Source organism: Streptomyces sp. NPDC002784 (genome assembly GCF_053592135.1).
The window spans coordinates 265,641-292,205 of record NZ_JBSFVD010000001.1 but is presented as its reverse complement, the minus strand read 5'-3'; the positions used below and the strand labels follow the sequence as shown (position 1 = coordinate 292,205).

Below are 26,565 nucleotides of genomic sequence, written 5' to 3'. Positions count from 1 at the left end.
GCCCCCCAAGTCCGACCCCCCGCGCTCCTGGGAACTTTGGAGGTGAGCCGCCGTGGCACTCTCGATTTCGGCGGTGGTGCTGCTGGCGATCATCGTCTTCTTGCTCATCAAGAAGTCGGGACTGAAGGGCGGGCATGCGGTCGTCTGCATCCTGCTCGGCTTCTATCTCGCCTCCTCGACCATGGCGCCCACGATCAGCGACCTGACCACGAGCGTGGCCAGCATGATCGGCAGCATCAAGTTCTGATCACCCCGGGGCCGCCCCCTTAGGGTGGGGACCATGACGGAACTGCCCTCCCGGCGTCTGCTGCTGGTGCACGCGCACCCGGACGACGAGTCGATCAACAACGGCGCGACGATGGCCGCGTACGCCGCCGAGGGTGCCCATGTGACCCTGGTCACCTGCACACTCGGCGAGCGCGGCGAGGTCATCCCGCCCGGCCTCGCCCAGCTGTCCGGCACCGCCCTCGGTGAGCACCGCCTGGGCGAGCTGGCCGCCGCCATGCGCGCGCTCGGCGTCGACGACTTCCGTCAGCTCGGCGGCACCGGCCGCTACCGCGACTCCGGGATGATGGGCCTGCCCGACAACGACGACCCCGACTGCTTCTGGCAGGCCGATGTCGACGAGGCCGCCGGCCACCTCCTGGAGGTGATCCGCGAGGTACGTCCCCAGGTCCTCGTCACCTACGACGAGAACGGCGGCTACGGCCACCCGGACCACATCCAGGCCCACCGCGTCGCCATGCGCGCCGCGGAGCTCGCGGCCGAGGCGGGCTGCCCGGTCGCCAAGGTCTACTGGAACCGGGTCCCGCGCACCGTCGGCGAACAGGCGTTCGCCCGTCTGGCGGCCGCCCTGCCGAAGCTGCCGTTCACCAAGGCTGCCACCCTCGACGACGTTCCCGGAGTGGTCGAAGACGAGCGGATCACCACCGTCGTCGACGGCACCGCCCACACTGCGGCCAAGACCGCCGCGATGGCCGCGCACGCCACCCAGATCGAGGTGGCGGGGGAGTACTTCGTCCTCTCCAACGACCTCGCCCAGCCCGTCTTCACCACCGAGTACTACGAGTTGGCGCGCGGCGAGCGGCCCGCGACGCCGGAGACCGACCTGTTCGCGGGGATCGAGGACGCCTGATGAAGAACGACCGGACGCCCATGCTCGCCCAGCCCCTGGGGCCGCCCTCCTTCACCCGGTTCGCCCTGCTCCTCGGCCTGTTCGTGCTCGGCGCGCTCGTCGCGGCCGCCGGCGCGCTGATCCAGGGGGCCTGGTTCCCGGTCGGGCTGCTGCTCGCGCTCGCCGGTGAGATCGGGCTCTGCCTCGGCGGGGCGCTGATCACCCGCGGCCGGGCCGGGGCCGTCGCGCCGGCCGGCGGCTGGATGCTCGCGGTCATCCTGCTCACCGCCAGCCGCCCCGAGGGCGACTTCGTCTTCGCCTCGGACGGCGGCTCCTACCTCTTCCTGCTCGGCGGCATGGCCACGGCTGTGATGTGTGCCACGCTCGCCCCCACGCGGCAACCGGACGACGACGGCGTCCGACTTGGGAAGTGACGTACCACTTCTCCGCGCCGCGCACGTGCGAGTCCCGTGGGGGTTTCCCCGGCGGTCGTGGGATACGGGCCAGAAGCGGCCAGTATGGTGGTGGCGCCGCCGAGCCGCCCGGAGCAGTGAGGACGAGTCGGGCGGCGGAGCCAACCGGGAGAACCTGCCTTGAGTCGTGAAACTGACAGTCCGTCCTCCGGGCCCAACGGGCGCGGCGGAGCCGCTTACCCTTCGGGCACGCCGCCTTACGGGACGCCTGCGGTTCCCGACGGCGGTCCGGATGCGGGCCGTTCGGCCGCGCGGCCGGAGGAACGCAAGACCGAGACCACGCTGACCACCCGGATCCGGATCAACATCCCCGGATCGCGGCCCATTCCGCCGGTCGTCGTGCGCAAACCCGTCGGGGACGGCGAGAACTCCGACGCGGGCGCCGGGACCGAGCCGCCCGCGCCGGGAGCCGCCGCGTCCGCGCGCCCGCCCGAGCCTCCCGCCGAGCCCGCGGCTGCGGCCGAGGACAAGGCGAGCGAGTGGTTCGTACCGCGCAAGTCCGGGGCCCCGAAGGGCGGTACCGGCGGCGGCCAGAGCAACGGCGCCGGTGCGCCCGGCGGTTCGGCGCCCTCGGCTCCGCGCCCCGGCGCGGGTGCGCCGGGTACGGCCGGTGGCGCGGGCGCGCCGCGGCCCGGTGGGGTCGTCGGCTCCATGAACACGCAGGGCGGGGCCCGTCCCGGCGCCCCCCACGGCGCGACCGGCGGACCGGTGGCGCCCGGACACGGCGGCGGCACCGGCTCCTTCGACGTCACCGAGGCGCTGGCGGCCGGCCCGCGGGGCCCCGGCGCCCGCCCCGGCGACGAGGCGCACCGCGACGACCTGCCGTACGTCTCCGGCAACGGCGGCCAGAACGGCAACGGCGGCTACGGCGGCCAGAACGGCTACGGCGCCCAGGGCATGCCCGGCGGCCCGGGCGGCGGCCCCGCCGGTCCCGGCGGCCCCAGCGGCTTCAACGGACCCGGTGGTCCCGGCGGCCGGGGTGGACCGCAGGGCCCCGCGGGCCCGACGACCGGCCCCGTGACCGGCGACGGCCCGCTGGTGCCCCCCATGGGCGGCGGCCCCGGCACCATGGGCGGCGCCCCCGGCATGCACACCCCCGGCGGCGGCCTGAGCGACGACACCGCGATCCTCACCCCGCAGAAGCCGGCCCCCGAGCCCGGCACCCCGGGCTACGGCAACCCCGCCGACAACGTCTCCGGGCACACCGTCACCAGCGGTATCCCGGTGGTCCCGCCCGCCGTCCAGCACCCGTTCGGGCCGGGCGGGCCCACCGACGGACCGCTGCCGCACACGCCCCCGAAGCTGCCCGAGCCGGTCTCCCCGAACGTGCCCTCGGCGCCCACGCCGAAGAAGAGGAAGGGCCGCGGCAAGCTGGGCCTGCTCACCGGCGGCGTGATCGTCCTGGCCGGCGGCCTCTACGGCGCCGGGCTGCTGATGAACCACTCCGACGTGCCCAAGGGCACCACCGTGCTCGGTGTCGACATCGGCGGCGGCACCCGTGACGACGCGGTCAAGAAGCTCGACGACGCCTTCGAGGGCCGGGTGAACAAGGAGCTGAAGCTGACGGTCGGGGGCAAGACCGTCGCCCTGGAGCCGGACCAGGCGGGGCTCCAGTTCGATGCCGTGGCCACCGTCAGCGAGGCCGCGCACAGCGACTACAACCCGGTCTCCGTGGTCGGCTCGCTCTTCGGCCAGGAGCGCGTGGTCGAGCCGGTCATGCCGGTCGACGAGGAGAAGCTCCAGGCCGCGCTGGAGAACGCCGCCGGCGGTTCGGGATCGGTGGCCGACGGCACCATCACATTCGAGTCGGGCAAGGCCGTCGCCGTGTACGGCAAGGCGGGCCAGGGCATCGACGTCGCGAAGTCGACCGACGCGGTCGAGGAGGCGTACCGCACCCAGGTGGAGACCGGCACGGCTCCCGCGGTGCCGGTCGCGACGACCGCCAAGGAGCCGACGGTCGACAAGGCCGAGGTCGACCGGATGATGAAGGAGTTCGCCGAGCCCGCGATGTCGGCCAACGTCATCGTGCGCACGGACGCCACCCGCTTCATCGAGTTCAGCCCGGAGAACTCCCTGTGGAAGTTCCTCCGCGTCAAGGCCGTCGACGGCAAGCTCGTCGACAGCCCCGACCTGAAGGCGCTCGAGGAGCTCTACGGCCAGACCTTCGACGGGGTGCAGATCACCCGGGGCACCGGCAAGAAGACGGCCGTCACCCCGCAGGACGTGTACGCCGCCCTGCGCCAGGCCCTGCTGAGCACGTCCGACCGGGACGTCACCATCGAGACGAACCCGAGCTGACCGGGCCCGGAGTGCCGCACGACCCGCGTCGTGCGGCACTCCGGGACACCCGTGGCGGCCGTCAGTTGAGCATGGCCCGCGCGGCGTGCGCCTGCTGCTTGACGCGGGCCGAGGCACCCGGATCCACCGCCGCCACCACGTCCGCGTACGCCTCCAGCTCCACCGCCCCCTCGACGAAGTCCCCCCGCTGCACCAGCAACTGGGCCCGCTCGTACCGCAGCCTGGCCGGATGCGAGGGCAGCAGCAGCGCCAACTCCACGGCCCACAGCGCCACGTCCGACCGCTCGGGCCGGGCCGCGGCCCACGCCCGGACGTTGTTCAGGATCCGCGCGACGACCTCGAGCGGCGCCGCGGGCACCAGCATCGACGGATGCAGGGACGCCCCCGTGGCCCCGGCCACCAGCAGCTCCGCATCCGCCCCCGTCATGGCCCGGCCCCCGTCGAACGGATCGGCCAGCACCTGCTCGTCCGGCTCCCCGAACCCCACGACGAAGTGCCCCGGCAGGGCGAGGCCGTACACCGGCGCCCCGGCCCTGCGCGCCACCTCCAGCCACACCACCGACAGCAGGATCGGCAGCCCGCGCCTGCGGCGCAGCACCTCGTGCAGCAGCGAGGACTCCAGCCGCTGGTAGTCCCCGGGGGCGCCCCGGAAGCCGAGCCGGTCGCCGAGCAGCTCGCGCAGGGACACGGCCCAGGAGCGCGGGCCGCCCGGCCGGAACGGCAGCTGCCCGGCCAGCCGGTCCAGTTCCATCTGGGCCGCGTCCAGGCCGTCCTCGTCCAGCGTGCCGTCCGCCTCGGCGCCCACCAGCAGACACAGCGTCGACAGATCGGGCCGCTCGCAGCGGGCCTCCTCGGCGAACCGCCGGCGCAGCTCGATCGAGCGTTCGGGAGGCGGGGGGTTGGGGGGAGGGGGATTGGGGGGAGGCATAGCAGGCTCGTGCCCTCTCGCGGCGATCGGTTACCGGCCGGAGCCGGAGTTCCCCGGCTCGCGGTAGTGGTGGTACGCGTGATGCGCCGAGAAGCCCGTCCCGGCGTACAGCGCGCGGGCCGCCGTGTTGTCCGTCTCGACCTGCAGCCAGGCCGCCGACGCCCCCTCGTCCAGGGCCCGTCCGGCCAGCGCGGCCAGCACGGCGGAGGCGAGCCCCCGGCGCCGCAGCGCCGGATCGACCTCGACGGCGGCGAAGCCCGCCCACCGCCCGTCGACCACGCACCGCCCGATGGCGGCGGGGACGCCGTCCGCACCGGGAACGGTCGCGAACCACACCGAGGGACCACTGCCCAGCACCTTCAGCGCGACCTCGCTCAGGCCCCTGCGCTGATAGCGCGCCAGCCATGCCCCGTCCGCCGACCGGGACAGCACGACCTCGGCCGGCTCCTCCCGGTCCGCGAGCGGGGCCAGCGCCCCGGTCCACAGCTCGGCGGTCACCTCACGCGTCCAGCCCCGCCGCTCCAGCTCCGCGCACAGCAGCTCCTGGGTGCCCTCGGCGCCGGTCGCGGTCTGGACGTAGGCGGGCAGCCCGCGCTCGCCGTACCAGCGCCGTACGACGGACAGCGCCTCGTCCAGGGGCAGGCCCGGGTCGCCCAGCGGGAGCACGGAGTTGGCGCGGCGGGTGAAGCCGGCAGCGGCCCGCAGCTCCCACGCGCCGAGCCGGTCGCTCTCCACCGGGCGCCACGCGCGCGCCGAGACGTGCGCGAGCTCCTCGTACGAGGCGGCGGGGCCCCGGCGGCGGGCCGGAGCGCTCGGCACCACTTTCCCCGCGACCAGCGACGATTCCGCGATGCGGACGGTTTCGCCGCTCTTCCGTGTGATCAGCAGCACACCGTCGTCCCATGATGCGAGAACACCCACCGTGTCGGTGAACTTCTCACCCGCCCGCGCATGATCGTTCAGGCGCCGTACGGACACCCGTTTACCCACGTCAGCAGCGGTGATACGGACCTCAAGGCGCCCGGTCGCAGAGATTTCCACAGGTCTGTTCACCCCTCCTGTTCGGATCGTGCCCCGGAACGGAGATACTAGGGGCGGGCATCGACGACGCCGCGCTCCCGCGCGCCAGGCGGCGGAGCCTGTGGAGGCCCGCCAGCGCCCTATCGAGGAGGAACGACAGCGTGACCTACGTCATCGCGCAGCCTTGTGTCGACGTCAAGGACAAGGCGTGCATCGAGGAGTGCCCGGTCGACTGCATCTACGAGGGCTCCCGGTCCTTGTACATCCACCCGGACGAATGCGTCGACTGCGGAGCCTGTGAGCCGGTGTGCCCGGTCGAGGCGATCTTCTACGAGGACGACACTCCGGAGGAGTGGAAGGACTACTACAAGGCGAACGTCGAGTTCTTCGACGAACTCGGCTCCCCCGGCGGTGCCAGCAAGCTCGGTCTGATCGAGCGGGACCACCCCTTCATCGCCGCGCTGCCGCCGCAGAACGGCTGAGAGCGGCCCGCATCACCGCGCCGCCTCGGTCCCGCACGGCCTGATCGCCTCCGATCGCCTGCGGGGCCGAGGCGTTTGCCGTACGGACGAGAAAGTGAGCCAGATCCCCGTGTCCGCAGTCTCCGACCGTCTCCCCGCCTTTCCCTGGGACAAGCTGACGCCGTACAAGGCGACGGCCGCAGCGCATCCGGGCGGCATCGTCGACCTGTCCGTCGGCACCCCGGTCGACCCGGTCCCCGAGCTGGTCCAGAAAGCGCTGATCGAGGCGGCCGACTCGCCGGGCTATCCGACGGTCTGGGGCACCCCGGAGCTGCGCGACGCGATCACCGGCTGGGTGGAGCGCCGGCTCGGCGCCCGCGAGGTGACCCACCGGCACGTGCTGCCGGTCGTCGGCTCCAAGGAACTCGTCGCCTGGCTCCCCACCCAGCTGGGCCTCGGCCCCGGCGACCGCGTCGCCTACCCCCGGCTGGCCTACCCGACCTACGAGGTCGGCGCCCGCCTCGCCCGCGCCGAGTACGAGGTCTACGACGACCCGACCGCGCTGGACCCCGAGGGGCTGAAGCTGCTGTGGCTCAACTCCCCCTCCAACCCGACGGGCAAGGTCCTGCCGAAGGAGGAGCTGACCCGGATCGTCGCCTGGGCCCGGTCGCACGGCATCCTGATCTTCTCCGACGAGTGCTACCTGGAGCTGGGCTGGGAGGCCGACCCGGTCTCGGTGCTGCATCCGGACGTGAACGGCGGTTCGTACGAGGGCATCGTGGCCGTCCACTCCCTCTCCAAGCGCTCCAACCTGGCCGGTTACCGTGCCGCCTTCCTGGCCGGTGACCCGGAGGTCCTCGCCCCGCTGCTGGAGATCCGCAAGCACGGCGGCATGATGACGTCGGCGCCGACCCAGGCGGCCGTGGTCGCGGCCCTGGGCGACGACGACCACGTCCGTGTCCAGCGCGACCGCTACGCCGCCCGCCGCGAGGCGCTCCGGACGGCCCTCGTGCACCACGGCTTCCGCATCGAGCACAGCGAGGCCAGCCTCTACCTGTGGGCCACCCGCGGGGAGTCCTGCTGGGACACGGTGGCCCATCTGGCCGAGCGGGGCATCCTGGTGGCGCCGGGCGACTTCTACGGCGAGGCCGGCGCGACGTACGTCCGTGTGGCGTTCACGGCGACGGACGAAAGGGTCCGGGAAGCCGTGCGGCGGCTGTCCTGAGGCATACGCCGAAGGGGTCCAGGAGAAGACTCCTGGACCCCTTCGGCGTTCGGCCGGGAGGATCAGCCTCCGAGCGGCAGGCTGCCGACCGGCAGGGAGCCGGCCGGCGGCAGGCCCCCGCCCTTGGTCAGGGAGTCCGTCGGCAGACCGTCCTTGGTCGCCGTGGACGCCGTGTCGCCGAGGACGTCCCCGGCCGACCCGGCCGCGTCACCCGCGGTCTTCTGCGCGACGGGCGTCGCCTTCTTGACCGCCTTGCCGCCGGTCTTGCCCGCAGCCGGCACCGCCTTCTCGACCGCCTGGGCGCCGGCTTCGCCCGCGAGCCCGGTGGCGCTCTGCGCCGCGGCGTCGGCCGTGTTGCCGACGCTCGCCGCGTCCAGGGCGGTCAGGCCGCCGAGGTTCTTGGCGGCGGGCAGTTCCGGGGCCGCGCTGGCGGAGCCGGCCGTACCGACCCCGGCGGCCGCTCCCGCAGCGACGAGCAGCGCGGCACGGGCGATGCGGCGGGTCAGGGGGAGGGTCATGATGCTCCTTCGACGGGTCTGTCTGGTGAGAACGGTGATGTCCTCGGCCGGACGTGATCTCCGGCCTCGGACGCAGTGACTACCGCTCGAAGTCCGCGAAGGTTGCGGCGGAGTAACGTAAAGACTTGGTAATGCGTCGCATTATCGGCTGTGGATAAAAACGGGCAAAGAGTCCGCGCCCGGAAAGTCTGCCGAATGCTTACAGCCCTTTGTTCTCAAGGGTTTTCCGGGATTCACGGATACCCGCGCCAAAACCCGCGCACCCCGGGAACCCCCGGCCCGCGCGGTAACCCGCACGGGTGACGTCCCGCACTACTGCGCGGTCACGATCCGGACCGGCGCCGTGTTCTTCTCGGCGCCCGCGGCCCCGTCGGTCTCGGTCGCGCGCCACTGGCTGTCCGTGTTCCCGGCGGTCCACTCACGCCCGGCGTACGAGACCTTTTCGATGCGCAGGGCGGAGGCGTTGGCCACGGCCCAGTGCGCGAGCTGCCAGCCGCGCTGCGTCACCCCGCGCCCGCCGCTGCCCTCGGTCACCGGCAGCGTGAGGGTCCGCCCGTCGCGCCCGGCGCCGGGGGATACAGCTGGAGTGGGGTCCCCGTCGCCGACCACGGCACCGGCGGGCTCCAGCACGTCCCGCCCGAAGTCCCGGGCGAGCGCGGTCCGTACCGCGTCGGTCCCCGCCACCCGCGTGGCGTCCGGGCGCCCGTCGCAGGTCAGCGTGGCGGCCGAGTGGCCGGTCAGGGCGGCGGCGAGCAGGGCGGCGTCCGGCTCGTGCTTGGCGTACGCGTCCGGGAAGCCGCTGCGCTGCACGCGCTGCGCGGCGACGGTGAGCGGCAGCTCCGTGTAGCCGTCCACCTTGACCAGGTGGTCGTAGAAGATCCCGGCCGAGTAGGTCGGGTCCATGACCTCCCGCTCGGTGCCCCAGCCCTGCGAGGGCCGCTGCTGGAACAGGCCGAGCGAGTCCCGGTCGCCGTGGTCGATGTTGCGCAGCGCCGACTCCTGCAGCGCGGTGGCGAGCGCTATGGTCACCGCCCGCTCGGGGAGGTTCCGCCCGGTGCCCACGGCGGCGATCGTCGCCGCGTTCACCGCCTGCTCGGGCGTGAACTCGTACGTCGCCCCGTCCCCGTCGGCCGAGACGACCTTGCAGCCGGGCGCTCCGGCGCCTCCGGTGACGTACTGGACCACGAGATAACCCGCGACGGCGAGCAGGACCACGAAGGCCGCCCCGCAACGGTAGAGGCGGCCGCGGCGGCGTCGGGGAGTAGCGGACGGCTCTGGCACGCGTACAAGGTACTGGAGAGTAGAGCGGCGCCGGAGTCCGGTGGGCAAAGTGCCCGGGAGACGGGGGCGCTAGGGTCGAGGACATGCCCGAGACCCCGCTTGACCTCACGCTGGACGCCGCGCGGCTGACCGCGCAGCTCGTCGACTTCCCCTCCGAGAGCGGCACCGAGCAGCCCCTCGCGGACGCGATCGAGACCGCGCTGCGGGCCCTGCCCCACCTGACGGTCGACCGGTACGGGAACAACGTCGTGGCGCGCACGGACCTCGGCCGCCCGGAGCGCGTGATCCTCGCCGGGCACATCGACACCGTGCCGATCGCGGAGAACGTCCCCTCCCGGCTGGACGACGACGGCGTCCTGTGGGGCTGCGGCACCTGCGACATGAAGTCCGGGGTGGCGGTGCAGCTGCGCATCGCGGCGACGGTCCCCGCCCCCAACCGCGACCTGACCTTCGTCTTCTACGACAACGAAGAGGTCGCCGCCCACCTCAACGGTCTGCGCCATGTGGCCGAGGCACACCCCGAGTGGCTGGCCGGCGACTTCGCGGTGCTGCTGGAGCCGTCCGACGGCCAGGTGGAGGGCGGCTGCCAGGGCACCCTGCGGGTGCTGCTGCGGACGAAGGGCGAGCGGGCGCACTCGGCGCGCGGCTGGATGGGCGCCAACGCGATCCACGCCGCCGCCCCGATCCTGGCCCGCCTCGCCTCCTACGAGCCCCGGCGGCCGGTGATCGACGGCCTGGAGTACCGGGAGGGCCTGAACGCGGTCGGCATCTCGGGCGGGGTGGCCGGCAACGTCATCCCCGACGAGTGCGTGGTCACGGTCAACTTCCGCTACGCCCCCGACCGTACCGAGGAGGAGGCGCTGGCCCACGTCCACGAGGTGTTCGCGGACTGCGGGGTCGAGGAGTTCGTGGTGGACGACCACAGCCCCGGGGCGCTGCCGGGCCTGTCCCATCCGGCGGCGGCGGCCTTCATCACGGCGGTCGGCGGGACGCCCCTGCCGAAGTACGGCTGGACGGACGTGTCCCGCTTCTCCGCCCTCGGCATCCCGGCGGTCAACTACGGCCCCGGGAACCCGCACCTGGCGCACAAGCGCGACGAGCGGGTGGAGACGGCGAGGATCCTCGCGGGCGAGGAACGCCTGCGGACCTGGCTGACCGCGTGAGGACGCGGGGATCGGCGGACGCCGGACATGCCGATGTCCCCCCTCCGTAACCCGCGTAGATCTACGCTGAGGTGGAACGACGGCAAGTGGAGGGAGCGCACATGGCTACCGGGAACCCCGCGGGCAGGAAGCAGCCGCCGGAGGAGCAGCGCCTGGGACCCGTCCTCCGGAGGCGCGGTCAGGTGCAGTCGAGCACGACGGACCAGAGACTGCTGGACGAGCGCGCACCCTCGGACTGGGTCCACACCGACCCCTGGCGCGTCCTGCGCATCCAGTCGGAGTTCATCGAGGGCTTCGGAACCCTCGCCGAACTGCCGCCCGCGATCAGCGTCTTCGGCTCCGCCCGGACCCCGCAGGGCTCGCCCGACTACGAGGCGGGGGTACGGCTGGGGCGCGCCCTGGTCGAGGCCGGCTGGGCGGTCATCACCGGCGGCGGACCCGGCGCCATGGAGGCGGCCAACAAGGGCGCCTGCGAGGCGGACGGCGTCTCGGTCGGCCTCGGCATCGAACTGCCCTTCGAGCAGGGGCTGAACCCTTACGTCGACATCGGTCTGAACTTCCGGTACTTCTTCGTACGGAAAATGATGTTCGTCAAGTACGCGCAGGGGTTCGTCGTGCTTCCCGGCGGCCTCGGCACGCTGGACGAGCTGTTCGAGGCGCTGACCCTCGTCCAGACGCAGAAGGTCACCCAGTTCCCGATCGTCCTCTTCGGCACGGAGTACTGGGGCGGCCTGGTGGACTGGCTGCGCAACACCCTGGTGGCCCAGGGCAAGGCGTCGGAGAAGGACCTGCTGCTCTTCCACGTCACGGACGACGTGGACGAGGCGGTGGCCCTGGTGTCGAAGGAGGCGGGCCGCTAGCGCGGCACGCGCGGGGGTGAGGGAGTCCTACGCCAGCCCCCGCCGGGCCACCGCCGGTGCGCGGTGGCCCGCGATCGACGCCACCATGTCCACCACCTGGCGCGTCTCCGCGACCTCGTGCACCCGGTACACCTGCGCCCCCAGCCACGCCGACACCGCCGTCGTGGCGAGGGTCCCCACGACCCGCTCCTTCACCGGCCTGTCCAGCGTCTCCCCGACGAAGTCCTTGTTGGACAGGGACACCAGCACCGGCCACCCGGTGGCCACCATCTCCGCCAGCCGCCGCGTCGCCTCCAGGCTGTGCCGGGTGTTCTTCCCGAAGTCGTGCCCGGGATCGATCATCACCGACTCCCGGGGCACCCCCAGCGCCACCGCCCGCTCGGCCAGCCCCACGGTCACCCGGAGGATGTCGGCCATGACGTCGTCGTACGTCACCCGGTGCGGCCGCGTACGCGGCTCGGCGCCTCCGGCGTGCGTGCACACCAGCCCCACCCGGTACCGGGCGGCCACCTCCGCCAGCCGGGGATCCACCCCGCCCCAGGCGTCGTTCAGCACATCCGCCCCGGCCTCGCAGACCGCTTCGCCGACCTCGGCCCGCCAGGTGTCCACCGAGATCACCACATCGGGGAACCGCCGCCGCACCTCCGCCACGAAACCCACGGTCCGCCGCGCCTCTTCCGCCGCGGACACCTCGTCGCCCGGCCCGGCCTTCACCCCACCGATGTCGATGATGGCCGCGCCCTCCGCCACGGCCTGCTCCACGCGCGCGAGGGCAGGCTCGTCGCGGAACGTGGCCCCCTGGTCGTAGAAGGAGTCCGGGGTCCGGTTCACGATCGCCATGATCACCGGCTCATGCGCGTCGAACTCACGCCTGCCCAGCCTGAGCATCCCCTGTGAACCTCTCCGTACGTCCTGATCAACAGCCGTCTGCGACCCTAACTGTCAGAGTCGCATGGCACGATCGGACCCTGACACACTCGACCGCACACTTGCACCGACCGTGGGGGCCCCAGCGATGGTTATGTTCTTGTTCCTGGTCGTCGCGCTCGCCGTCGTGGTCGCCGCCGTGACCCTCGCGGTGGTGGGCGGCGGCGAGGGCGGCGGCCCGCTGCCGGAGGCCGCCCCGGAGCGCCTCCAGGACCCGCTCCCGCTCGACCGTCCGGTCCATCGCGCCGACGTCGACAGCCTCCGCTTCCCCCTCGCCGCCCGCGGCTACCGCATGGCGGACGTCGACGACGCCCTCAGCCGGCTCGGCGCCGAACTCGCCGAGCGCGACGCCCGTATCGCCGATCTGGAGTCCGCCCTGGCCGGTGCCCGGTCCGGCGCCCGCCTCTCCATGGAGAAGCCGGCCGAGGAGGACCGGTGACCGCGGCCCTCGCCGGTCCCGACGGCGCGCTGCGCTGCCCCTGGGCCCTGTCCACCCCGGACTACGTGACCTACCACGACGAGGAGTGGGGCCGCCCGGTCCACGGCGACGACGCCCTCTTCGAGCGCCTCTGCCTGGAGGCCTTCCAGTCCGGCCTGTCCTGGCTCACGATCCTGCGCCGCCGCCCCGGCTTCCGCGCCGCCTTCGCCGACTTCAGGATCGAGAAGGTGGCGGCCTTCACGGAGGAGGACCGCGACCGGCTGCTGGCCGACGCGGGCATCATCCGCAACAGAGCCAAGATCGACGCCACCCTGGCCAACGCGCGCGCCCTGGCCGGCTGGGCCCCGGGTGACCTGGACGCCCTGATCTGGTCCCACGCCCCGGACCCGGGCCCGGCCCCGAGAACCCTTGCGGACGTCCCGGCGGTGACTCCGGAATCGACGGCCCTGTCGAAGGCCCTGAAGAAGCGGGGACTGAGGTTCGTGGGGCCCACGACGGCGTACGCCCTGATGCAGGCGTGCGGCTTGGTCAACGACCATTTGGAAACCTGCGTGGCGAGGAGCGCTCGTCAGGGGCGCGGGGAACTGCGCGCCCAGCCCGAGCGGCCCCGCAGCCCCGAACGGTGAATTCGTCCCGCCCCTAGCGGCCCAGATACTTCGGCTGCTCCTTGTTCACAAAGGCCCGCACGGCAATCGCATGGTCCTCCGACGCCCCCGCCCGAGCCTGCAGCTCGTCCTCCTTCTCCAGCGTCTCCGCCAGAGAGTGCGAGAACCCGAAAGCCACGGCCTCCTTGATCGCCGCGTACGCGACCGTCGGCCCCGAGGCCAACGCCCGAGCCACCTTCTCCGCCTCCTCGCGGAGCGACCCCGCAGGGACCACCCGGTTCGCGATCCCCAGCTCGTACGCCTCCTGAGCCTTCACGCTCCGAGGGAAGAGCAGCAGGTCAGCAGCCCGTCCCGGCCCCACCACCCGAGGCAGCGTCCAGGAGATCCCGGAATCCGCGGTCAAGGCCACCCCGGCGAACGACGTGTTGAAGGCAGCCGAGTCGGCCACGACCCGATAGTCCGCGGCGAGGGCGAAGCCGAACCCCGCTCCCGCCGCGACGCCGTTCACCCCCGCCACCACGGGCTTGGCCATCGACGTCAGCGCCAGGGCGATCGGGTTGTAGTGCTCGCGCACCGTGCTCATCACCCGCCCGGACCCCTCGGCCAGCAGCCCGATGTGCTCCTTCAGGTCCTGCCCCACACAGAAGGCCCGGTCACCGGCGGCGGTCAGCAGCACGGCCCGCACGGCGGAGTCCGCACCCGCCTCGGTCACCGCCTCCCGCAGGGCGACCTTGGTCTCGATGTTCAGCGCGTTCATCGCCTCGGGGCGGTTCAGCGTGATCGTCGCGAGTCCGTCGCTCACCTCGTAGAGCACGGTGTCGGCCATGACGTATCCCCTCCGGTGTTCGCGGCTCCTGTCTGAGGACAGCATGGCGGAGATCGCCGGGGACGCAGGTGTGACCTGTGTCAAAGAATTCGGACCCGTTTTCGTTCGGCGGATGGGCTCGCGGCGGCGCAGTATCGCAGCCACATCGCCGAATTGAGTGGTTTTGCTCGCGCGCGTTGCCCAAGCGATGCCGACCGATGTTGGTCATCGGGTCCTGCGATGCGGGATAATGGCTGGGAAGCAATGTGTTCGATGCCGGTGTCGCGAGTCCCGCCAGGACCGCGCATGCCCTCATGGGGTCGTCGGCTTTGACGATTGAGCTGGTTTCAGGAAGGGGAACGAGCATGGCGGCCATGAAGCCGCGGACGGGCGATGGCCCGCTCGAGGTGACCAAGGAGGGGCGGGGCATCGTCATGCGCGTTCCGCTCGAAGGCGGCGGTCGGCTCGTCGTCGAGCTGACCCCGGACGAGGCCGACGCACTGGGCGACGCCCTCAAGAAGGTCGTCGGCTGACGCGCAAGCGACCATACCCTTTCAGCTGCCCCGGCATCTCATGAGGTGCCGGGGCAGTTCTCTGCCCGGCCCTGCCCCGTGCTGCCTCAGCGTTTGACCGCGCACAGCAGGCCGTCGCCCACCGGCAGCAGCGACGGCACCAGGTCCTGGCTCTCGCGCACCGCGCGCAGCAGCTCGCGCAGCCGCAGCACCTCCGTCGGCTGCGGGCCCGAGTCGACCGTACGGCCGTTCGCGAAGACGCCCTCGAAGACCACCAGGCCACCCGGACGCAGCAGGCGCAACGATTCAGCGAGGTAGTCGAGGAACTCGAGCCGGTCACCGTCGCAGAAGACCAGGTCGTAGCCGGCGTCCGCGAGCCGGGGCAGCACCTCCAGCGCGCGGCCGGGGATGAACCGCGCCCGGTTGCTGGCGAAGCCGGAGGCCCGGAAGGCCTGCCGGGCGAACTGCTGGTGCTCCGGCTCGGTGTCCACGGTGGTCAGCACGCCGTCGGGGCGCATGCCGTGCAGCAGATGGATACCGGAGACGCCGGTCCCGGTGCCGATCTCCGCGACCGCTTTCGCGTCCACGGTGGCGGCGAGCAACCGCAGCGCCGCGCCCGTGCCGGGCGACACCGTGCGCAGGCCGGCCTCGCGGGCCCGGTCGCGGGCCCAGCGCAGCGCGTCGTCCTCGGCGACATAGGCGTCGGCGAACGCCCAGCTCGTCTGCCGGTTGCCGGTAATGACCCTCTCCTGTCCCCGTGGTTGCCTGGGCGTGACTGTATCCGTTGCGGCCGGGAACCCGCAGATGGGACCAGGCGTTTAGAAGGGTGCGAGACGACAGGGGGGACACGGTTGGATCACGACGGCGGGGCGGGGATCGAGCACATGCTGACGCAGTCGCATGAGCCGTGCCAGCCCAGATCAAATTCTCGTAAAACCGCTTATCCGGAGCTAACGGGCGAGGTGGCTATGGTAGGGGCTCCACTGGACACCACCAGAGCCGACAGGGGAGGTGCGGCCGCACCTGTGGATCGCGCAGGAGTGCTCCGGCGCCTCCTCGGATCGGCGGGCAGGCCGAAATCCGTGAACGACAACGCTGCTGACCCCAGCCACGCCGACGACTACGCCCAGACCGCGACCTTCTCCACCGACGCGGACGGGCAGGCGTGGACTCCGCCCACGTGGGAGGAGATCGTCAGCACGCACAGCGGCCGCGTCTACCGCCTCGCGTACCGGCTCACCGGCAACCAGCACGACGCCGAGGACCTCACCCAGGAGGTCTTCGTCCGCGTCTTCCGCTCGCTGTCGACCTACACGCCGGGCACCTTCGAGGGCTGGCTGCACCGCATCACCACCAACCTCTTCCTGGACATGGTCCGCCGAAAGCAGCGCATCCGCTTCGACGCCCTCGGCGAGGACGCGGCCGAGCGCCTGCCCAGCCGCGAGCCGTCCCCGCAGCAGGTCTTCAACGACGCGCACTTCGACGCCGACGTCCAGCAGGCCCTCGACACCCTCGCGCCCGAGTTCCGGGCCGCGGTCGTCCTGTGCGACATCGAGGGGCTCTCCTACGAGGAGATCGCCGCGACCCTGGGCGTCAAGCTCGGCACCGTCCGCTCCCGTATCCACCGGGGGCGCTCGCAGCTCCGCAAGGCCCTCGCGCACCGCTCCCCGGAGGCCCGGGCGGGGCGCCGGTCCTTCGTGCCGCGGGTGCCCGCCCTCGGAGGGGGCGCGACCGCGTGAGTGGAACCCGGCCCGGTCCCGGCGAGCGACGCCTCGCCGAGCAGCACCTTGGAGACCGACTCTCCGCCCTGGTGGACGGGGAACTCGGTCATGACTCGCGCGAGCGGGTCCTCGCCCACCTGGCCACCTGTGCCAAGTGCAAGGCGGAGGCCGACGCCCAGCGCCGGCTGAAGAACGTCTTCGCGGAGGCGGCCCCGCCGCCCCCCTCCGAGAGCTTCCTGGCCCGGCTCCAGGGCCTGCCGGGAGGCGACCCGGGCAGCGGTGGCTCACCGCTGGGCGGAGGAGCCTTCGGCGGTTTCGCCGAGCCGCCCGCCACCGGCGCCTTCGGCGTCCGGCGAGGCGAGCGCTTCGAGTTCGGCTATGTCCCCGCCCGGCCGCACGGCTCCGCGCTCACCGGCCCTTCGGCGGGCGGCTTCCGGCTGCACCCCGTGGGGCGTCCCGACGCCGACCGGCCGTCCTCGCGCGGGCTGCGGTTCGCCTTCGTCGCCGCCGGAGCGGTGTCGCTGGCCGCCATCGCGCTCGGCGGGGTCACCACCGGCGTCCCGGCCGAGACGGACACCCGCGGTTCGGGCTCCGGCAGCAATGTGACCCCGGCACGAAGCCAGGGCACCGGAGCGGCGACGACACCCGACAACCAGCGCCGCCGCGGCGTCGGGCCGCTGCTCGTCCAGGGCCAGGGCCCGCGGACGTTCGGCGACACCCCGGTCGCCCCGACCGCGGTGTCCGCGCCGCTGCTGCCCGGCGTCTCCGCGCCGGGCGCCGGTCAGCTCCAGGGCGCCGGGGACCCGCTGGCCACCCCGGTCGCGGGCGCGGCCGTCATGTCCCCGCTCATACGTCCGCTCGGCACCGCCACGCCGCTCACCCTGACCACCTGGCACCCCGCCCCGGAGGTCGCCACTCCGGGACTGCTCGCCGCGCTCGTCCCCGACCCGACCTCCTCCCCGTCCGTCTCGGTCACCTCCGCCGCCTCCGACCGCTGACCGGCCTCTGCGCGGCGGCCCGCGAACCTGGTTGAATCCGGGGTGGGCCGCGCTCACGGCAGGCAGCCGGGTGCGGAGGCGGAGTTCGAGGAGCCGCGGCGAGTGCCGACGAGCGTGCCGCGGCCGGCGGTGGGGAGAGCATGAACGAGGGGAAGCCCACGAAGGCGAAATGGTGGAGCCGTCCTCGGTTCCAGGGGCCTTCGGACCAGACGGACGGCGCGGCCGAGCCGTCGCCGTCCGGACCGGCCCCGGTGCCGAACGCGGACGGTGACTACGAACTGAGCCGACCCACCACGGAACCGTTCCCGGCGGCCGGAGCCGCGGCGCCGGCCGACCCTGGAGCCCTGGACGCCGTCACGGGTGCCGACACGGCCGTAACGCCTGCGGACACCGCCCTGGCGCCGGACGGCACGGCTGTAGCGCCTGCGGACACCACCATGGCGCCGGACGCCGTCCCGGTGGCTGCCCCCGACGCGCGTCCCCGCCCCCTGCACGACCCCGACCCCTACAGCACCCCGCCCTACGGCGAGCCGGGCCCCTGGGCGCCCGCTCCTCCCGTGCAGCACCCGGCGACGACTCCGGCGCACGGCACGGCCGTACCGGCGCACACGGCCCCCCTTCCGGCCCCGGCCCCGGTCCCGGCGCAGGCCACTGCCGCTCCCGCCCCCTGGCAGAACTACGACCCCTGGGCGGCGGCACCCTTCCCCAGCCCTCTCCAGCACAACGGCGCCGCCGCCCCCGCCAAGGACCAGCGCCGCCAGAAGGGCAAGCGGCGGCTGCTCACCGGCGCCCTGCTGCTCGCCCTCGTCTCCGGGGGCGTCGGCGGCGCCGTAGGGGCCCATCTGGAGCGGAACGGCGGTATGAGCGACGTGGAGCTGCCGCAGGCCGCCGCCGAGCCCAGCGGGCGGGCCCCGGACAGCGTGGCCGGGATCGCGGCGCGGGCGCTGCCGAGCGTGGTGACCCTGCATGTGTCCGGTGCCGAGGAGCAGGGCACCGGCACCGGGTTCGTGCTCGACGACCGGGGTCACATCCTCACCAACAACCATGTCGTGGAGCCCGCCGGGACCGGCGGCGAGATCACCGTGACCTTCCACAGCGGCGACACCGCCGAGGCCACCGTGGTCGGGCGGGACAGCGGGTACGACCTGGCCGTGGTGAAGGTGACCGGCGTCAGCGGGCTGACCCCGATGCCCCTCGGCAACTCCGACAACGTCCAGGTCGGCGACCCGGTCGTGGCCATCGGCGCCCCCTTCGACCTGGCGGGCACCGTCACCTCCGGCATCATCAGCGCCAAGGAACGGCCCATCACGGCCGGCGGCGAGGGCGGTGACGCCGGCGACGTGTCCTACGTCGACGCGCTGCAGACCGACGCGCCCATCAACCCCGGCAACTCCGGCGGGCCCCTGCTCGACGCCAGGGCCCGGGTCATCGGCATCAACTCCGCCATCCGCTCCGCCGGCAGCGGCGCCGAGCCGGACGGCGGCCAGGCCGGTTCGATAGGGCTCGGCTTCGCCATCCCGATCAACCAGGGCAAGCGCGTGGCCGAGGAGCTGATCAACACCGGCCGGGCCACCCACCCGGTCATCGGCGTCACCCTCGACATGGACTACTCCGGCGACGGCGCCCGCGTCGGCACCAAGGGCAGTGACGGCGGCCCCGCGGTCACCACCGGCGGTCCCGGCGACCGGGCCGGCATCGAACCCGGCGACATCATCACCGAGGTCGACGGCCGGCGCGTGCACTCCGGCGAGGAACTGATCGTGAAGACCCGCGCGCACCGCCCGGGCGACCGCCTCGAACTCACCCTGGAGCGGGATGGCGAGGAGCGGACCGTTTCGCTGGTGCTCGGTTCCTCCGGCGGCAACTGACAGGAACCTCACAGGTGTGGGCGCCTGCCGTCCCCCACAAGGCAAACAACCGGAAAACCCTCCGTCCGCGCACACACGGAGCCGACGGGACAGTACCGGTCGTACGGGAACGACAGGTACCGTGGACCCGGCCCGGATCGCAAGGAGCTTCAGGTGTTCAATGACATAGGACCGCTCGAGCTGGTGACGCTCATCGTCCTTGCCGTGCTCGTCTTCGGTCCGGACAAGCTCCCCAAGGTCATCCAGGACGTCATGCGGACGGTCCGTAAGATCCGTGAGTTCTCGGAGAGCGCCAAGCAGGACATCCGGCAGGAGCTCGGCCCGGAGTTCAAGGACTTCGAGTTCGAGGACCTCAACCCCAAGACGTTCATCCGCAAGCAGATGGACAATGACGAGCTGGGGCTCAAGGAGATCCGCAACGGCTTCGACCTGAAGAAGGAGATGGCCGAGGTCACGGACGCGGTCCACGGCCGCGACGCGGACGCTTCCGCGCCGGCCGCCTCGCCCTCCTCCGCCCCCGGCGAGCGTGTCGACATGACGAAGAAGCCCGAGGAGCGCGCGCCCTACGACGCGGACGCCACCTGAGCCGTCCGGGCGCGTACGTGATGCGTTTCATACCTTTGGCAGACGTCCGCACGGCCTGAACACGCCGCCCGGGCGCCCCGCGCGCCGGGCGGTTTCCCGGCTGCTCACACCAGTGTGGCTATGCTGCCGAGTTGTTGTGCGGGCCGTACGCCAAAAAGCGAGGCCGCCCGAAGGGGGGCGGGCCGCCCCGGTCCGCCGAGAACGAGGAGGCGTCCGGGCACATGGAGACGACGAGTCGGGCAGTCGCGCAGACGTCGGCCGCGGAGGACGGACAACAGGTCCCCTCCGCCCGGCGCACGGTCGACGGCTACCTGGAGGCGCCCTTCCCGTGGTACGGCCTCGACGAGGCGTTCACGGGACCGCGCTGGCTGATGCAGGTGGGTACGGCGGCCGACGGGACGGTCGAGCACGGGTCGATCGGACACGGCGACGAGCCCTCGGTGCGCAATGAGGCCACGGAGGACCGGGAGAAGTTCGCGGTGGTCGTCACGGTGGCCGCGAATCCGTCCCGCAGGAGCGCCGACGGCACCGGGCTGCTGGAGGCCACCACGGTCTCCTCGGCGGCCTGGCTGGCCGGTGTGGGGCTGCTGTCGTTCACCTGGCCCGGGCAGATGGACCACTCGCTGCGGGACCACTGGCTGGAGCAGCAGACGGAGACCGCGTGGGCCCTCGCCGACGACCTGGAAGGCGAGGAGTGGTCGACCCTCTCCCTGCCGGTCGACGGGGTCCCCACGCCCTTCCACTACCGCGAGTCCGAGTTCGGCTGGGTCCTCGCGGGGTCCACGCAGCAGGGCGTGCACGTGGGCGCGTACGGCAGAGGGATGAGTGCGTACGGGCTCGGCTTCGCCATGATCAAGGACATCGGCGAGTACGCATGACGAAGGGGGCGCCGAACTCCACGGCGCCCCCCGGGTCCGGCTCTCTAGAACTTGTTCCTGGGCGTGATCCCCAGGGACAGGCCCGAAAGGCCCCGCTGCCGCCCTCCCAGCTTTCCGGCGATGGCGCGCAGCGCGCTGCCCGCCGGGCTGTCCGGGTCCGTCAGGACCACCGGCTTGCCCTCGTCGCCGCCCTCGCGCAGGCGGACGTCGATCGGGATGGCGCCGAGCACCGGGACCGTGGCACCCGTCGTACGGGTCAGGCCCTCGGCGACCGTCTGGCCGCCGCCGGTGCCGAAGACGTCGACCATCTCGTCGCAGTGCGGGCAGGGCAGCCCCGACATGTTCTCGACCACGCCGACGATCTTCTGGTGGGTCTGGACGGCGATGGAGCCGGCCCGCTCGGCGACCTCGGCGGCGGCCTGCTGCGGGGTCGTCACCACCAGGATCTCGGCGTTCGGGACCAGCTGGGCGACCGAGATCGCGATGTCACCGGTGCCGGGCGGCAGGTCCAGCAGCAGGACGTCCAGGTCGCCCCAGTACACGTCCGCCAGGAACTGCTGGAGCGCCCGGTGCAGCATCGGGCCGCGCCACACCACGGGCGCGTTGCCCGGCGTGAACATGCCGATGGAGATCACCTTCACGCCGTGCGCGGACGGCGGCATGATCATGTTCTCGACCTGGGTCGGACGGCCGTCGGCGCCCAGCATGCGCGGCACGCTGTGGCCGTAGATGTCGGCGTCCACGACACCGACCTTCAGCCCGTCCGCCGCCATCGCCGCCGCCAGGTTCACCGTCACCGACGACTTGCCGACGCCGCCCTTGCCGGAGGCGACCGCGTACACCCGGGTCAGCGAGCCCGGCTTGGCGAAGGGGACCTCGCGCTCGGTCTGGCCGCCGCGCAGCGCGGTCGCCAGTTCCTTGCGCTGCTCGTCGCTCATGACGTCCAGCGTCACGTCGACGTGGGTGACGCCCTCGACCCCGGACACCGCCTCCGTGACGCGCTGCGTGATCGTCTCCCGCATCGGGCAGCCGGAGACCGTCAGGTACACGGTGACCGCGACCGTTCCGTCCGCACCGATCTCCACCGACTTGACCATCCCGAGTTCGGTGATGGGGCGGTTGATCTCGGGGTCGTTCACCGTCGACAGTGCTTCACGCACCGCGTCTTCCGTAGCCATAAAGACGATGGTACGGCGCCCCGCGGGGGCCCCGGGATGCCCGTCACCGGTCGTCTACGTCACGTCCGTGCGGCCGTTCTGCCGGGAATACGACCGGACCTGCGGCGCGATGGCCGTCCAGCTCCCTGAGCACGTCCTGGAGCTCGGAGCGGATCCAGTCCCGGGTGGCGACCTCGCCGAGCCCGATCCGCAGTGCGGCGATCTCCCGGGTCAGGTACTCGGTGTCCGCGATCGACCGTTCGTTCTGCTTGCGGTCCTGTTCCAGATTGACCCGGTCACGGTCGTCCTGCCGGTTCTGCGCGAGCAGGATCAGCGGGGCCGCGTAGGAGGCCTGGAGCGAGAGCATCAGGGTGAGGAAGATGAACGGGTACTCGTCGAACTTCAGGTCCTGGGGCGCGAAGATGTTCCACAGTACCCACGCGATGATGACGACCGTCATCCAGACGAGGAACCGCCCGGTGCCGATGAAGCGGGCGATGCGCTCGGAGAACCGCCCGAAGGCATCCGGGTCGTACTCGGGCAGGATCCGGCGGCGCGGCGCCCGGGGCTGGTCCAGCCGGGCGCGCGGCCGGGTGGACGCGGTCGCCCCGGACAGTGTGCGCTCCCGGCCGCCGTCGCGCTCAGGAGCCATGCGCCGCCGCCTCCTCGTCGTCCTCGTCCTCGTCGAGGTGGAACTCGGTCTCCCGCCAGTCCTCGGGCAGCATGTGGTCCAGCACGTCGTCCACGGTGATCGCGCCCAGCAGCGAGCCCGACTCGTCGACGACCGGCGCCGCGACCATGTCGTACGTGGCGAAGAACCCGGCGACGACGGGCAGCGCGGCGTCCGGGTCCAGCGGCTGCAGATCGTCGTCGAGCAGTGAGCTGACGAGCGTGTACGGCGGATCGCGCAGCAGGCGCTGGAAGTGGACCGTGCCGAGGTACTTGCCGGTCGGGGTCTCGTCGGGCGGGCGGCAGACGTAGACCTGGGCGGCCAGCGCGGGGGAGAGGTCGGCGTTGCGGACCCGGGCCAGCGCGTCGGCGACGGTGGCGTCGGGCCGCAGCACGATCGGCTCGGTCGTCATCAGACCGCCGGCCGTGTGCTCCTCGTACGCCATCAGCCGCCGCATGTCGGCCGCGTCGGCGGGCTCCATCAGGCTCAGCAGCCGTTCCTTGTCCGCCTCCGGGAGTTCGGAGAGCAGGTCGGCCGCGTCGTCGGGGTCCATGGCCTCCAGGACGTCCGCGGCCCGCTCCTCCTTCAGCTTGCCGAGGATCTCGATCTGGTCGTCCTCCGGCAGCTCTTCGAGCACGTCGGCCAGCCGGTCGTCGTCGAGGGCGGCGGCGACCTCGGCGCGGCGCTTGGGGGACAGGTGGTGCAGCACGTTGGCGAGGTCGGCGGGGCGCAGCTGCTCGAAGGTGGCGAGCAGGCTCTCGGCGCCCTGGCCCTTCTCCTCCGCCGAGAACCCGGTGACGGCGGACCACTCGACGGTCAGCGACTCGCCCCTGGCCCGCCGCAGCGGCCCGCTCTTGCCGCCCTTGCGCACGAACACCCGGTCGATCTCCCAGTCCCGCCGGGCCGGCAGCTGCTGCACCGACAGATCCAGCACCGTGACCTCCTCGCCGGTCTCGACGAGGGTGACCCGGCGGTCCAGCAGCTCACCGAAGACCAGCCGCTCGGTCGGCCGCTGCTCGAAGCGGCGGACGTTGAGCACCCCGGTGGTGATGACCTGGCCGGACTCGATGCTGGTCACCCGGGTCATGGGCAGGAAGATGCGGCGCCGGGTGGACAGTTCGACGACGAGACCGAGCAGCCGGGGCGGGCGCCGGCCGACGCGCAGCATGACCACCAGGTCGCGGACCCGGCCGACCTGGTCGCCGTTCGGGTCGAAGACGGCGATGCCGGAGAGGTGCGACACGAAGACCCGGGGAGTGCCCGCCGCCATTTCCGCACCTCCTCGACCGATTCCGTCGGTCATGCCCGCTCGGATGGGCTTCAGGCTAGCCCGTCCCGTTCGGATACGCCCTGGTGAGCGGTCCGGCCGGACTGGCTCCGTCCGGCTTCCGGGACCCCGGTACGCTGCCGTACGCCGATCAGGATCCCGTCAGAAAGGCAGCCCACCTGTGACTGCGATTCCCCAGGGCCGCATCCGCCGGGCCGCGCTGCTGAGCGCGCTGAGTGCCCTGGCCGTGACGGGTCTGACGGGGTGCGGCAGTGAGGATCCCGACGCGGGGACGAACGGCCTCGGCAAGCTGCCCGCCGACCAGATCCAGCGCAAGACCCTCGCCGCCGCCAAGTCCGCCGACTCGGTACGGCTGGCCGGGAACGTGGTCACCAGCGGGCGCACGTACACCCTCGACATGCGGCTGAAGGCCGACGGGGGCGTGGGCTCGGTCACCGCCGAGGGGGCGACCTTCCGGCTGCTCAGGATCGACGAACAGCTGTTCCTGAAGGCCGACGCCGACTTCTGGAGCGACGGCGACGCGGACGCGGCGGCGAGCGCCAAGCTCAACGGCAAGTACGTCAAGGTGCCGCAGGGCGATCCCTCGTACAAGAAGTTCAGCGGCTTCACCGATCCGGACGTGCTGCTGGAGGGCCTGCTGACGCTGCACGGCAAGGTCGAGACCGACGGCCGCCACGAGCAGTCCGGCATCCGCACGATCCGCATCACCGGCGACGGCGGCTCCGGCGGCACCCTGGACGTCTCGCTGGAGGGCACGCCGTATCCGCTGCGCCTGGTGCGCGGCGGCGGCGCGGGCACGCTGACCTTCTCCTCCTGGGGCGAGAACTTCACCCTGGAGGAGCCGGACAAGACCGAGACGGTGGACTACGGCCAGCAGCTGCCGACGTCGTAGGGGCGCTAGGTGTGTTAGGTGCGCTTGCGGCGCCGCATGAGCAGCTTCGGCAGCCCGGCGGGGATCGGCTCCCGCGTGGTCGCCGGTGAGGGCAGCGGGGCCGAGGACAGGTCGCCGTCCGGCAGCGGCGCGGTCGAGCCCGTGGGCTCCAGGCGCAGCACGCGGCACTCCCGCTTCCAGCGCTCCGGCATCGCCTCGCCGTCCGGGGCGTTCAGCCGCTTGCCCTTGAGCTCGGCGACCGCCGCTTCCCACCGCTCGGACCCCGAGGCCAGCTCCACGACCTTCGCCGTCCAGGAGACCAGCCGGCCGCCCTTGTCCTTGCTGCGGACCGTGACCTCGGCCTCGCCCCCGTCGGCGAGTCCCGGCAGCGGCTGCTCGCCGGGCCCGTCGCCGACCACACACGCCGCGCCCTCGTGCCACACGTGCCACAGCGTCCGGGCCGGGACACCGGGCCCCTTGACCCAGATCAGCCCGGATTTCTTCGTGGCCTCCTCGACGAGGGCCTGATCGAGCAGCTCACTTGTCATGAGCCCAGCCTAGTCAGCCCCGCCGGACGCACCCTAGAGCCAGCCGTTGCGCTTGAGCGTGCGGTGGATGCCGAGACAGATCATCACCGTGACCCCGAGGACCAGCGGGTAGCCGAACTTCCAGTGGGTCTCGGGCATGTAGTCGAAGTTCATGCCGTACACCCCGCAGACCATCGTCGGTACGGCGATGATCGCGGCCCACGAGGTGATCTTCCGCATGTCCTCGTTCTGCGCCACGGACGCCTGCGCGAGGTTGGCCTGGAGGATGGAGTTGAGCAGCTCGTCGAAGCCGACGACCTGCTCCTGCACCCGGGCGAGGTGGTCGGCGACATCCCGGAAGTACTTCTGGATGTCCGGGTCGATCAGCCGCATCGGCCGCTCGCTCAGCAGCTGCATCGGCCGCAGCAGCGGCGACACCGCCCGCTTGAACTCCAGGATCTCGCGCTTGAGTTGGTAGATCCGGCCGGCGTCCGTGCCGCGCGGGGTGCCCTTGCGGCCCGGCGAGAAGACGTCCGTCTCCACGTCGTCGATGTCGTCCTGGAGCGAGTCGGCCACGGCGATGTACCCGTCGACGACATGGTCGGCGATGGCGTGCAGCACCGCGGACGGGCCCCTGGCGAGCAGCTCCGGGTCGTCCTGGAGCCGGTGCCGCAGCGCCCGCAGCGAGCCCTGCCCGCCGTGCCGGACGGTGATGAAGAAGTCCCGGCCGGTGAAGCACATGACCTCGCCGGTCTCCACCACCTCGCTGGTGGCGGTGAGTTCGTCGTGCTCGACGTAGTGGACCGTCTTGAAGACGGTGAACAGGGAGTCGTCGTAGCGCTCCAGCTTGGGCCGCTGATGGGCCTGGACGGCGTCCTCAACGGCCAGCGGGTGCAGCCCGAACTCCGAGGCGATACCGGCGAATTCGGCCTCGGTCGGCTCGTGCAGCCCGATCCACACGAACCCGCCGTCGCGCCGCACCTGGCGCATCGCCTCGTGCGGGCTGGGCTGCCGTCCGCTCTCGACGCGCGCGCCGTCACGGTAGACGGCGCAGTCGACGACGGCGGAGGGCGTGCCGGGGTCGCGGGTGGTGTCGTACGCGCCGCCGTCCATGCGCATGGCCTTGCTCAGGGAGGGACGGGACGGACGGACCGCGGCACGCAGGTCACGGATCATCGACATGGCAGGCTCCTTCGCGAGCAGGCAGCGAAAGGCCGCTTCGACGGATGGAACTGCCCGGAATGGGGACGTCCTGACTGCGGATGTTTGGCACGTCCACAAAGCGGGGAGCACCGCACCGTCGCGGTGGCGTACTTCGCTGCTGATTCAGCTACTGCTGCTGACTGACAGATCAGGCAAAACGAAACGAAGGC

The 26,565-nt window shown here is 72.4% G+C and carries 29 protein-coding genes; 17 read left to right on the top strand and 12 right to left on the bottom strand.

Going from position 1 to position 26,565, the window contains the following annotated elements:
- The first annotated feature begins 52 nt into the window (after positions 1–52).
- From ACWD1Z_RS01370 to ACWD1Z_RS01355, 4 genes are all read left to right on the top strand, one after another.
- Positions 53–247, top strand: a complete 195-nt coding sequence (locus ACWD1Z_RS01370; protein WP_186280602.1) for a hypothetical protein — start codon at positions 53–55, stop codon at positions 245–247.
- Between the two features lie 33 nt (positions 248–280).
- The gene (gene mshB / locus ACWD1Z_RS01365; protein ID WP_451114541.1) at positions 281–1,135 is read left to right on the top strand and encodes an N-acetyl-1-D-myo-inositol-2-amino-2-deoxy-alpha-D-glucopyranoside deacetylase; all 855 of its coding nucleotides are present in this window, start codon (positions 281–283) and stop codon (positions 1,133–1,135) included.
- On the top strand, positions 1,135–1,548 hold the full coding sequence (locus ACWD1Z_RS01360; RefSeq protein ID WP_451114540.1) for a DUF6113 family protein: 414 nt from the start codon (positions 1,135–1,137) through the stop codon (positions 1,546–1,548). The genes mshB and ACWD1Z_RS01360 overlap by 1 nt, the downstream gene beginning before the upstream one ends.
- 159 nt (positions 1,549–1,707) lie before the next feature.
- Entirely contained in the window at positions 1,708–3,885 is a 2,178-nt protein-coding gene (locus ACWD1Z_RS01355; RefSeq protein ID WP_451114538.1) for a hypothetical protein, read from the top strand.
- Positions 3,886–3,946: 61 nt separating this feature from the next.
- Here ACWD1Z_RS01355 and ACWD1Z_RS01350 read toward each other — a convergent pair whose 3' ends face one another.
- Positions 3,947–4,813 carry a transglutaminase family protein gene (locus tag ACWD1Z_RS01350; protein WP_451114536.1) on the bottom strand — a complete coding sequence of 289 codons (867 nt, stop codon included), beginning with the start codon at positions 4,811–4,813 and terminating at the stop codon, positions 3,947–3,949.
- 30 nt (positions 4,814–4,843) lie between these two features.
- Positions 4,844–5,854, bottom strand: a complete 1,011-nt coding sequence (locus ACWD1Z_RS01345; protein ID WP_451114534.1) for a GNAT family N-acetyltransferase — start codon at positions 5,852–5,854, stop codon at positions 4,844–4,846.
- Positions 5,855–5,994: 140 nt separating this feature from the next.
- Here ACWD1Z_RS01345 and fdxA point away from each other — a divergent pair, with 140 nt between their 5' ends.
- Complete coding sequence (gene fdxA / locus ACWD1Z_RS01340; protein WP_003985062.1) at positions 5,995–6,315, top strand: ferredoxin; 321 nt, start codon at positions 5,995–5,997, stop codon at positions 6,313–6,315.
- A 109-nt stretch (positions 6,316–6,424) separates the two neighbouring features.
- Positions 6,425–7,519 carry a bifunctional succinyldiaminopimelate transaminase/glutamate-prephenate aminotransferase gene (locus tag ACWD1Z_RS01335; RefSeq protein WP_451114532.1) on the top strand — a complete coding sequence of 365 codons (1,095 nt, stop codon included), beginning with the start codon at positions 6,425–6,427 and terminating at the stop codon, positions 7,517–7,519.
- A 62-nt stretch (positions 7,520–7,581) separates the two neighbouring features.
- Here the strand turns inward: ACWD1Z_RS01335 and ACWD1Z_RS01330 are convergent, their stop codons facing one another.
- Both ACWD1Z_RS01330 and ACWD1Z_RS01325 read right to left on the bottom strand, forming a co-directional pair.
- Complete coding sequence (locus tag ACWD1Z_RS01330; RefSeq protein WP_451114530.1) at positions 7,582–8,037, bottom strand: ATP-binding protein; 456 nt, start codon at positions 8,035–8,037, stop codon at positions 7,582–7,584.
- 312 nt (positions 8,038–8,349) lie between these two features.
- Positions 8,350–9,318 carry a heavy metal transporter gene (locus tag ACWD1Z_RS01325; protein WP_451114529.1) on the bottom strand — a complete coding sequence of 323 codons (969 nt, stop codon included), beginning with the start codon at positions 9,316–9,318 and terminating at the stop codon, positions 8,350–8,352.
- Positions 9,319–9,401: 83 nt separating this feature from the next.
- Between ACWD1Z_RS01325 and dapE the strand changes: the two genes are divergently transcribed.
- Both dapE and ACWD1Z_RS01315 read left to right on the top strand, forming a co-directional pair.
- Entirely contained in the window at positions 9,402–10,481 is a 1,080-nt protein-coding gene (dapE, locus tag ACWD1Z_RS01320; protein ID WP_451114527.1) for a succinyl-diaminopimelate desuccinylase, read from the top strand.
- Between the two features lie 101 nt (positions 10,482–10,582).
- Complete coding sequence (locus ACWD1Z_RS01315) at positions 10,583–11,341, top strand: LOG family protein (RefSeq protein ID WP_451114525.1); 759 nt, start codon at positions 10,583–10,585, stop codon at positions 11,339–11,341.
- Positions 11,342–11,368: 27 nt separating this feature from the next.
- Here ACWD1Z_RS01315 and folP read toward each other — a convergent pair whose 3' ends face one another.
- Positions 11,369–12,229 (bottom strand): dihydropteroate synthase, encoded by an 861-nt coding sequence (gene folP, locus ACWD1Z_RS01310; protein ID WP_451114523.1) that lies wholly within the window; start codon positions 12,227–12,229, stop codon positions 11,369–11,371.
- Positions 12,230–12,362: 133 nt separating this feature from the next.
- On the opposite strand from folP, the gene ACWD1Z_RS01305 reads away from it, so the two are divergent.
- On the top strand, positions 12,363–12,707 hold the full coding sequence (locus tag ACWD1Z_RS01305; RefSeq protein ID WP_389415620.1) for a DivIVA domain-containing protein: 345 nt from the start codon (positions 12,363–12,365) through the stop codon (positions 12,705–12,707).
- Complete coding sequence (locus tag ACWD1Z_RS01300) at positions 12,704–13,333, top strand: DNA-3-methyladenine glycosylase I (RefSeq protein WP_451114522.1); 630 nt, start codon at positions 12,704–12,706, stop codon at positions 13,331–13,333. The genes ACWD1Z_RS01305 and ACWD1Z_RS01300 overlap by 4 nt, the downstream gene beginning before the upstream one ends.
- A gap of 13 nt (positions 13,334–13,346) precedes the next feature.
- Here the strand turns inward: ACWD1Z_RS01300 and chcB are convergent, their stop codons facing one another.
- A complete protein-coding gene (gene chcB / locus ACWD1Z_RS01295) occupies positions 13,347–14,138 on the bottom strand; it encodes a 2-cyclohexenylcarbonyl CoA isomerase (protein ID WP_451114520.1) in 792 nt (263 codons plus the stop codon).
- A gap of 344 nt (positions 14,139–14,482) precedes the next feature.
- Between chcB and ACWD1Z_RS01290 the strand changes: the two genes are divergently transcribed.
- A complete protein-coding gene (locus ACWD1Z_RS01290) occupies positions 14,483–14,650 on the top strand; it encodes a DUF3117 domain-containing protein (protein WP_003966491.1) in 168 nt (55 codons plus the stop codon).
- 86 nt (positions 14,651–14,736) lie between these two features.
- Here the strand turns inward: ACWD1Z_RS01290 and ACWD1Z_RS01285 are convergent, their stop codons facing one another.
- Positions 14,737–15,435: an O-methyltransferase gene (locus ACWD1Z_RS01285; RefSeq protein WP_383312304.1), complete on the bottom strand. Its 699-nt coding sequence runs from the start codon at positions 15,433–15,435 to the stop codon at positions 14,737–14,739.
- Between the two features lie 162 nt (positions 15,436–15,597).
- On the opposite strand from ACWD1Z_RS01285, the gene sigE reads away from it, so the two are divergent.
- From sigE to ACWD1Z_RS01260, 5 genes are all read left to right on the top strand, one after another.
- Positions 15,598–16,368, top strand: coding sequence for an RNA polymerase sigma factor SigE (gene sigE / locus ACWD1Z_RS01280; protein WP_451114518.1), 771 nt, complete (start codon positions 15,598–15,600; stop codon positions 16,366–16,368).
- The gene (locus ACWD1Z_RS01275; RefSeq protein WP_451114517.1) at positions 16,365–17,348 is read left to right on the top strand and encodes an anti-sigma factor family protein; all 984 of its coding nucleotides are present in this window, start codon (positions 16,365–16,367) and stop codon (positions 17,346–17,348) included. The genes sigE and ACWD1Z_RS01275 overlap by 4 nt, the downstream gene beginning before the upstream one ends.
- 140 nt (positions 17,349–17,488) lie before the next feature.
- Positions 17,489–19,216 (top strand): trypsin-like peptidase domain-containing protein, encoded by a 1,728-nt coding sequence (locus ACWD1Z_RS01270; RefSeq protein ID WP_451114515.1) that lies wholly within the window; start codon positions 17,489–17,491, stop codon positions 19,214–19,216.
- A 153-nt stretch (positions 19,217–19,369) separates the two neighbouring features.
- Complete coding sequence (locus tag ACWD1Z_RS01265) at positions 19,370–19,801, top strand: sec-independent translocase (RefSeq protein ID WP_451114513.1); 432 nt, start codon at positions 19,370–19,372, stop codon at positions 19,799–19,801.
- 221 nt (positions 19,802–20,022) lie between these two features.
- Positions 20,023–20,679 carry a hypothetical protein gene (locus ACWD1Z_RS01260; protein WP_451114511.1) on the top strand — a complete coding sequence of 219 codons (657 nt, stop codon included), beginning with the start codon at positions 20,023–20,025 and terminating at the stop codon, positions 20,677–20,679.
- Between the two features lie 44 nt (positions 20,680–20,723).
- Here ACWD1Z_RS01260 and ACWD1Z_RS01255 read toward each other — a convergent pair whose 3' ends face one another.
- The 3 genes from ACWD1Z_RS01255 to ACWD1Z_RS01245 are packed head-to-tail and all read right to left on the bottom strand — an operon-like array spanning position 20,724 to position 23,776.
- Positions 20,724–21,857, bottom strand: coding sequence for an Mrp/NBP35 family ATP-binding protein (locus tag ACWD1Z_RS01255; protein WP_451114509.1), 1,134 nt, complete (start codon positions 21,855–21,857; stop codon positions 20,724–20,726).
- Between the two features lie 43 nt (positions 21,858–21,900).
- Complete coding sequence (locus ACWD1Z_RS01250) at positions 21,901–22,488, bottom strand: DUF1003 domain-containing protein (RefSeq protein ID WP_451114508.1); 588 nt, start codon at positions 22,486–22,488, stop codon at positions 21,901–21,903.
- Complete coding sequence (locus ACWD1Z_RS01245; protein WP_389415076.1) at positions 22,478–23,776, bottom strand: magnesium transporter MgtE N-terminal domain-containing protein; 1,299 nt, start codon at positions 23,774–23,776, stop codon at positions 22,478–22,480. Before ACWD1Z_RS01245 ends, ACWD1Z_RS01250 begins: the two co-directional genes overlap by 11 nt.
- 178 nt (positions 23,777–23,954) lie before the next feature.
- Between ACWD1Z_RS01245 and ACWD1Z_RS01240 the strand changes: the two genes are divergently transcribed.
- Positions 23,955–24,686: a hypothetical protein gene (locus tag ACWD1Z_RS01240; protein WP_451114506.1), complete on the top strand. Its 732-nt coding sequence runs from the start codon at positions 23,955–23,957 to the stop codon at positions 24,684–24,686.
- A 14-nt stretch (positions 24,687–24,700) separates the two neighbouring features.
- Here the strand turns inward: ACWD1Z_RS01240 and ACWD1Z_RS01235 are convergent, their stop codons facing one another.
- Together ACWD1Z_RS01235 and ACWD1Z_RS01230 are read right to left on the bottom strand one after the other, a co-directional pair.
- Entirely contained in the window at positions 24,701–25,213 is a 513-nt protein-coding gene (locus tag ACWD1Z_RS01235; RefSeq protein ID WP_451114504.1) for a hypothetical protein, read from the bottom strand.
- Between the two features lie 33 nt (positions 25,214–25,246).
- On the bottom strand, positions 25,247–26,374 hold the full coding sequence (locus ACWD1Z_RS01230) for a magnesium and cobalt transport protein CorA (protein ID WP_451114503.1): 1,128 nt from the start codon (positions 26,372–26,374) through the stop codon (positions 25,247–25,249).
- Positions 26,375–26,565 lie beyond the last annotated feature (191 nt).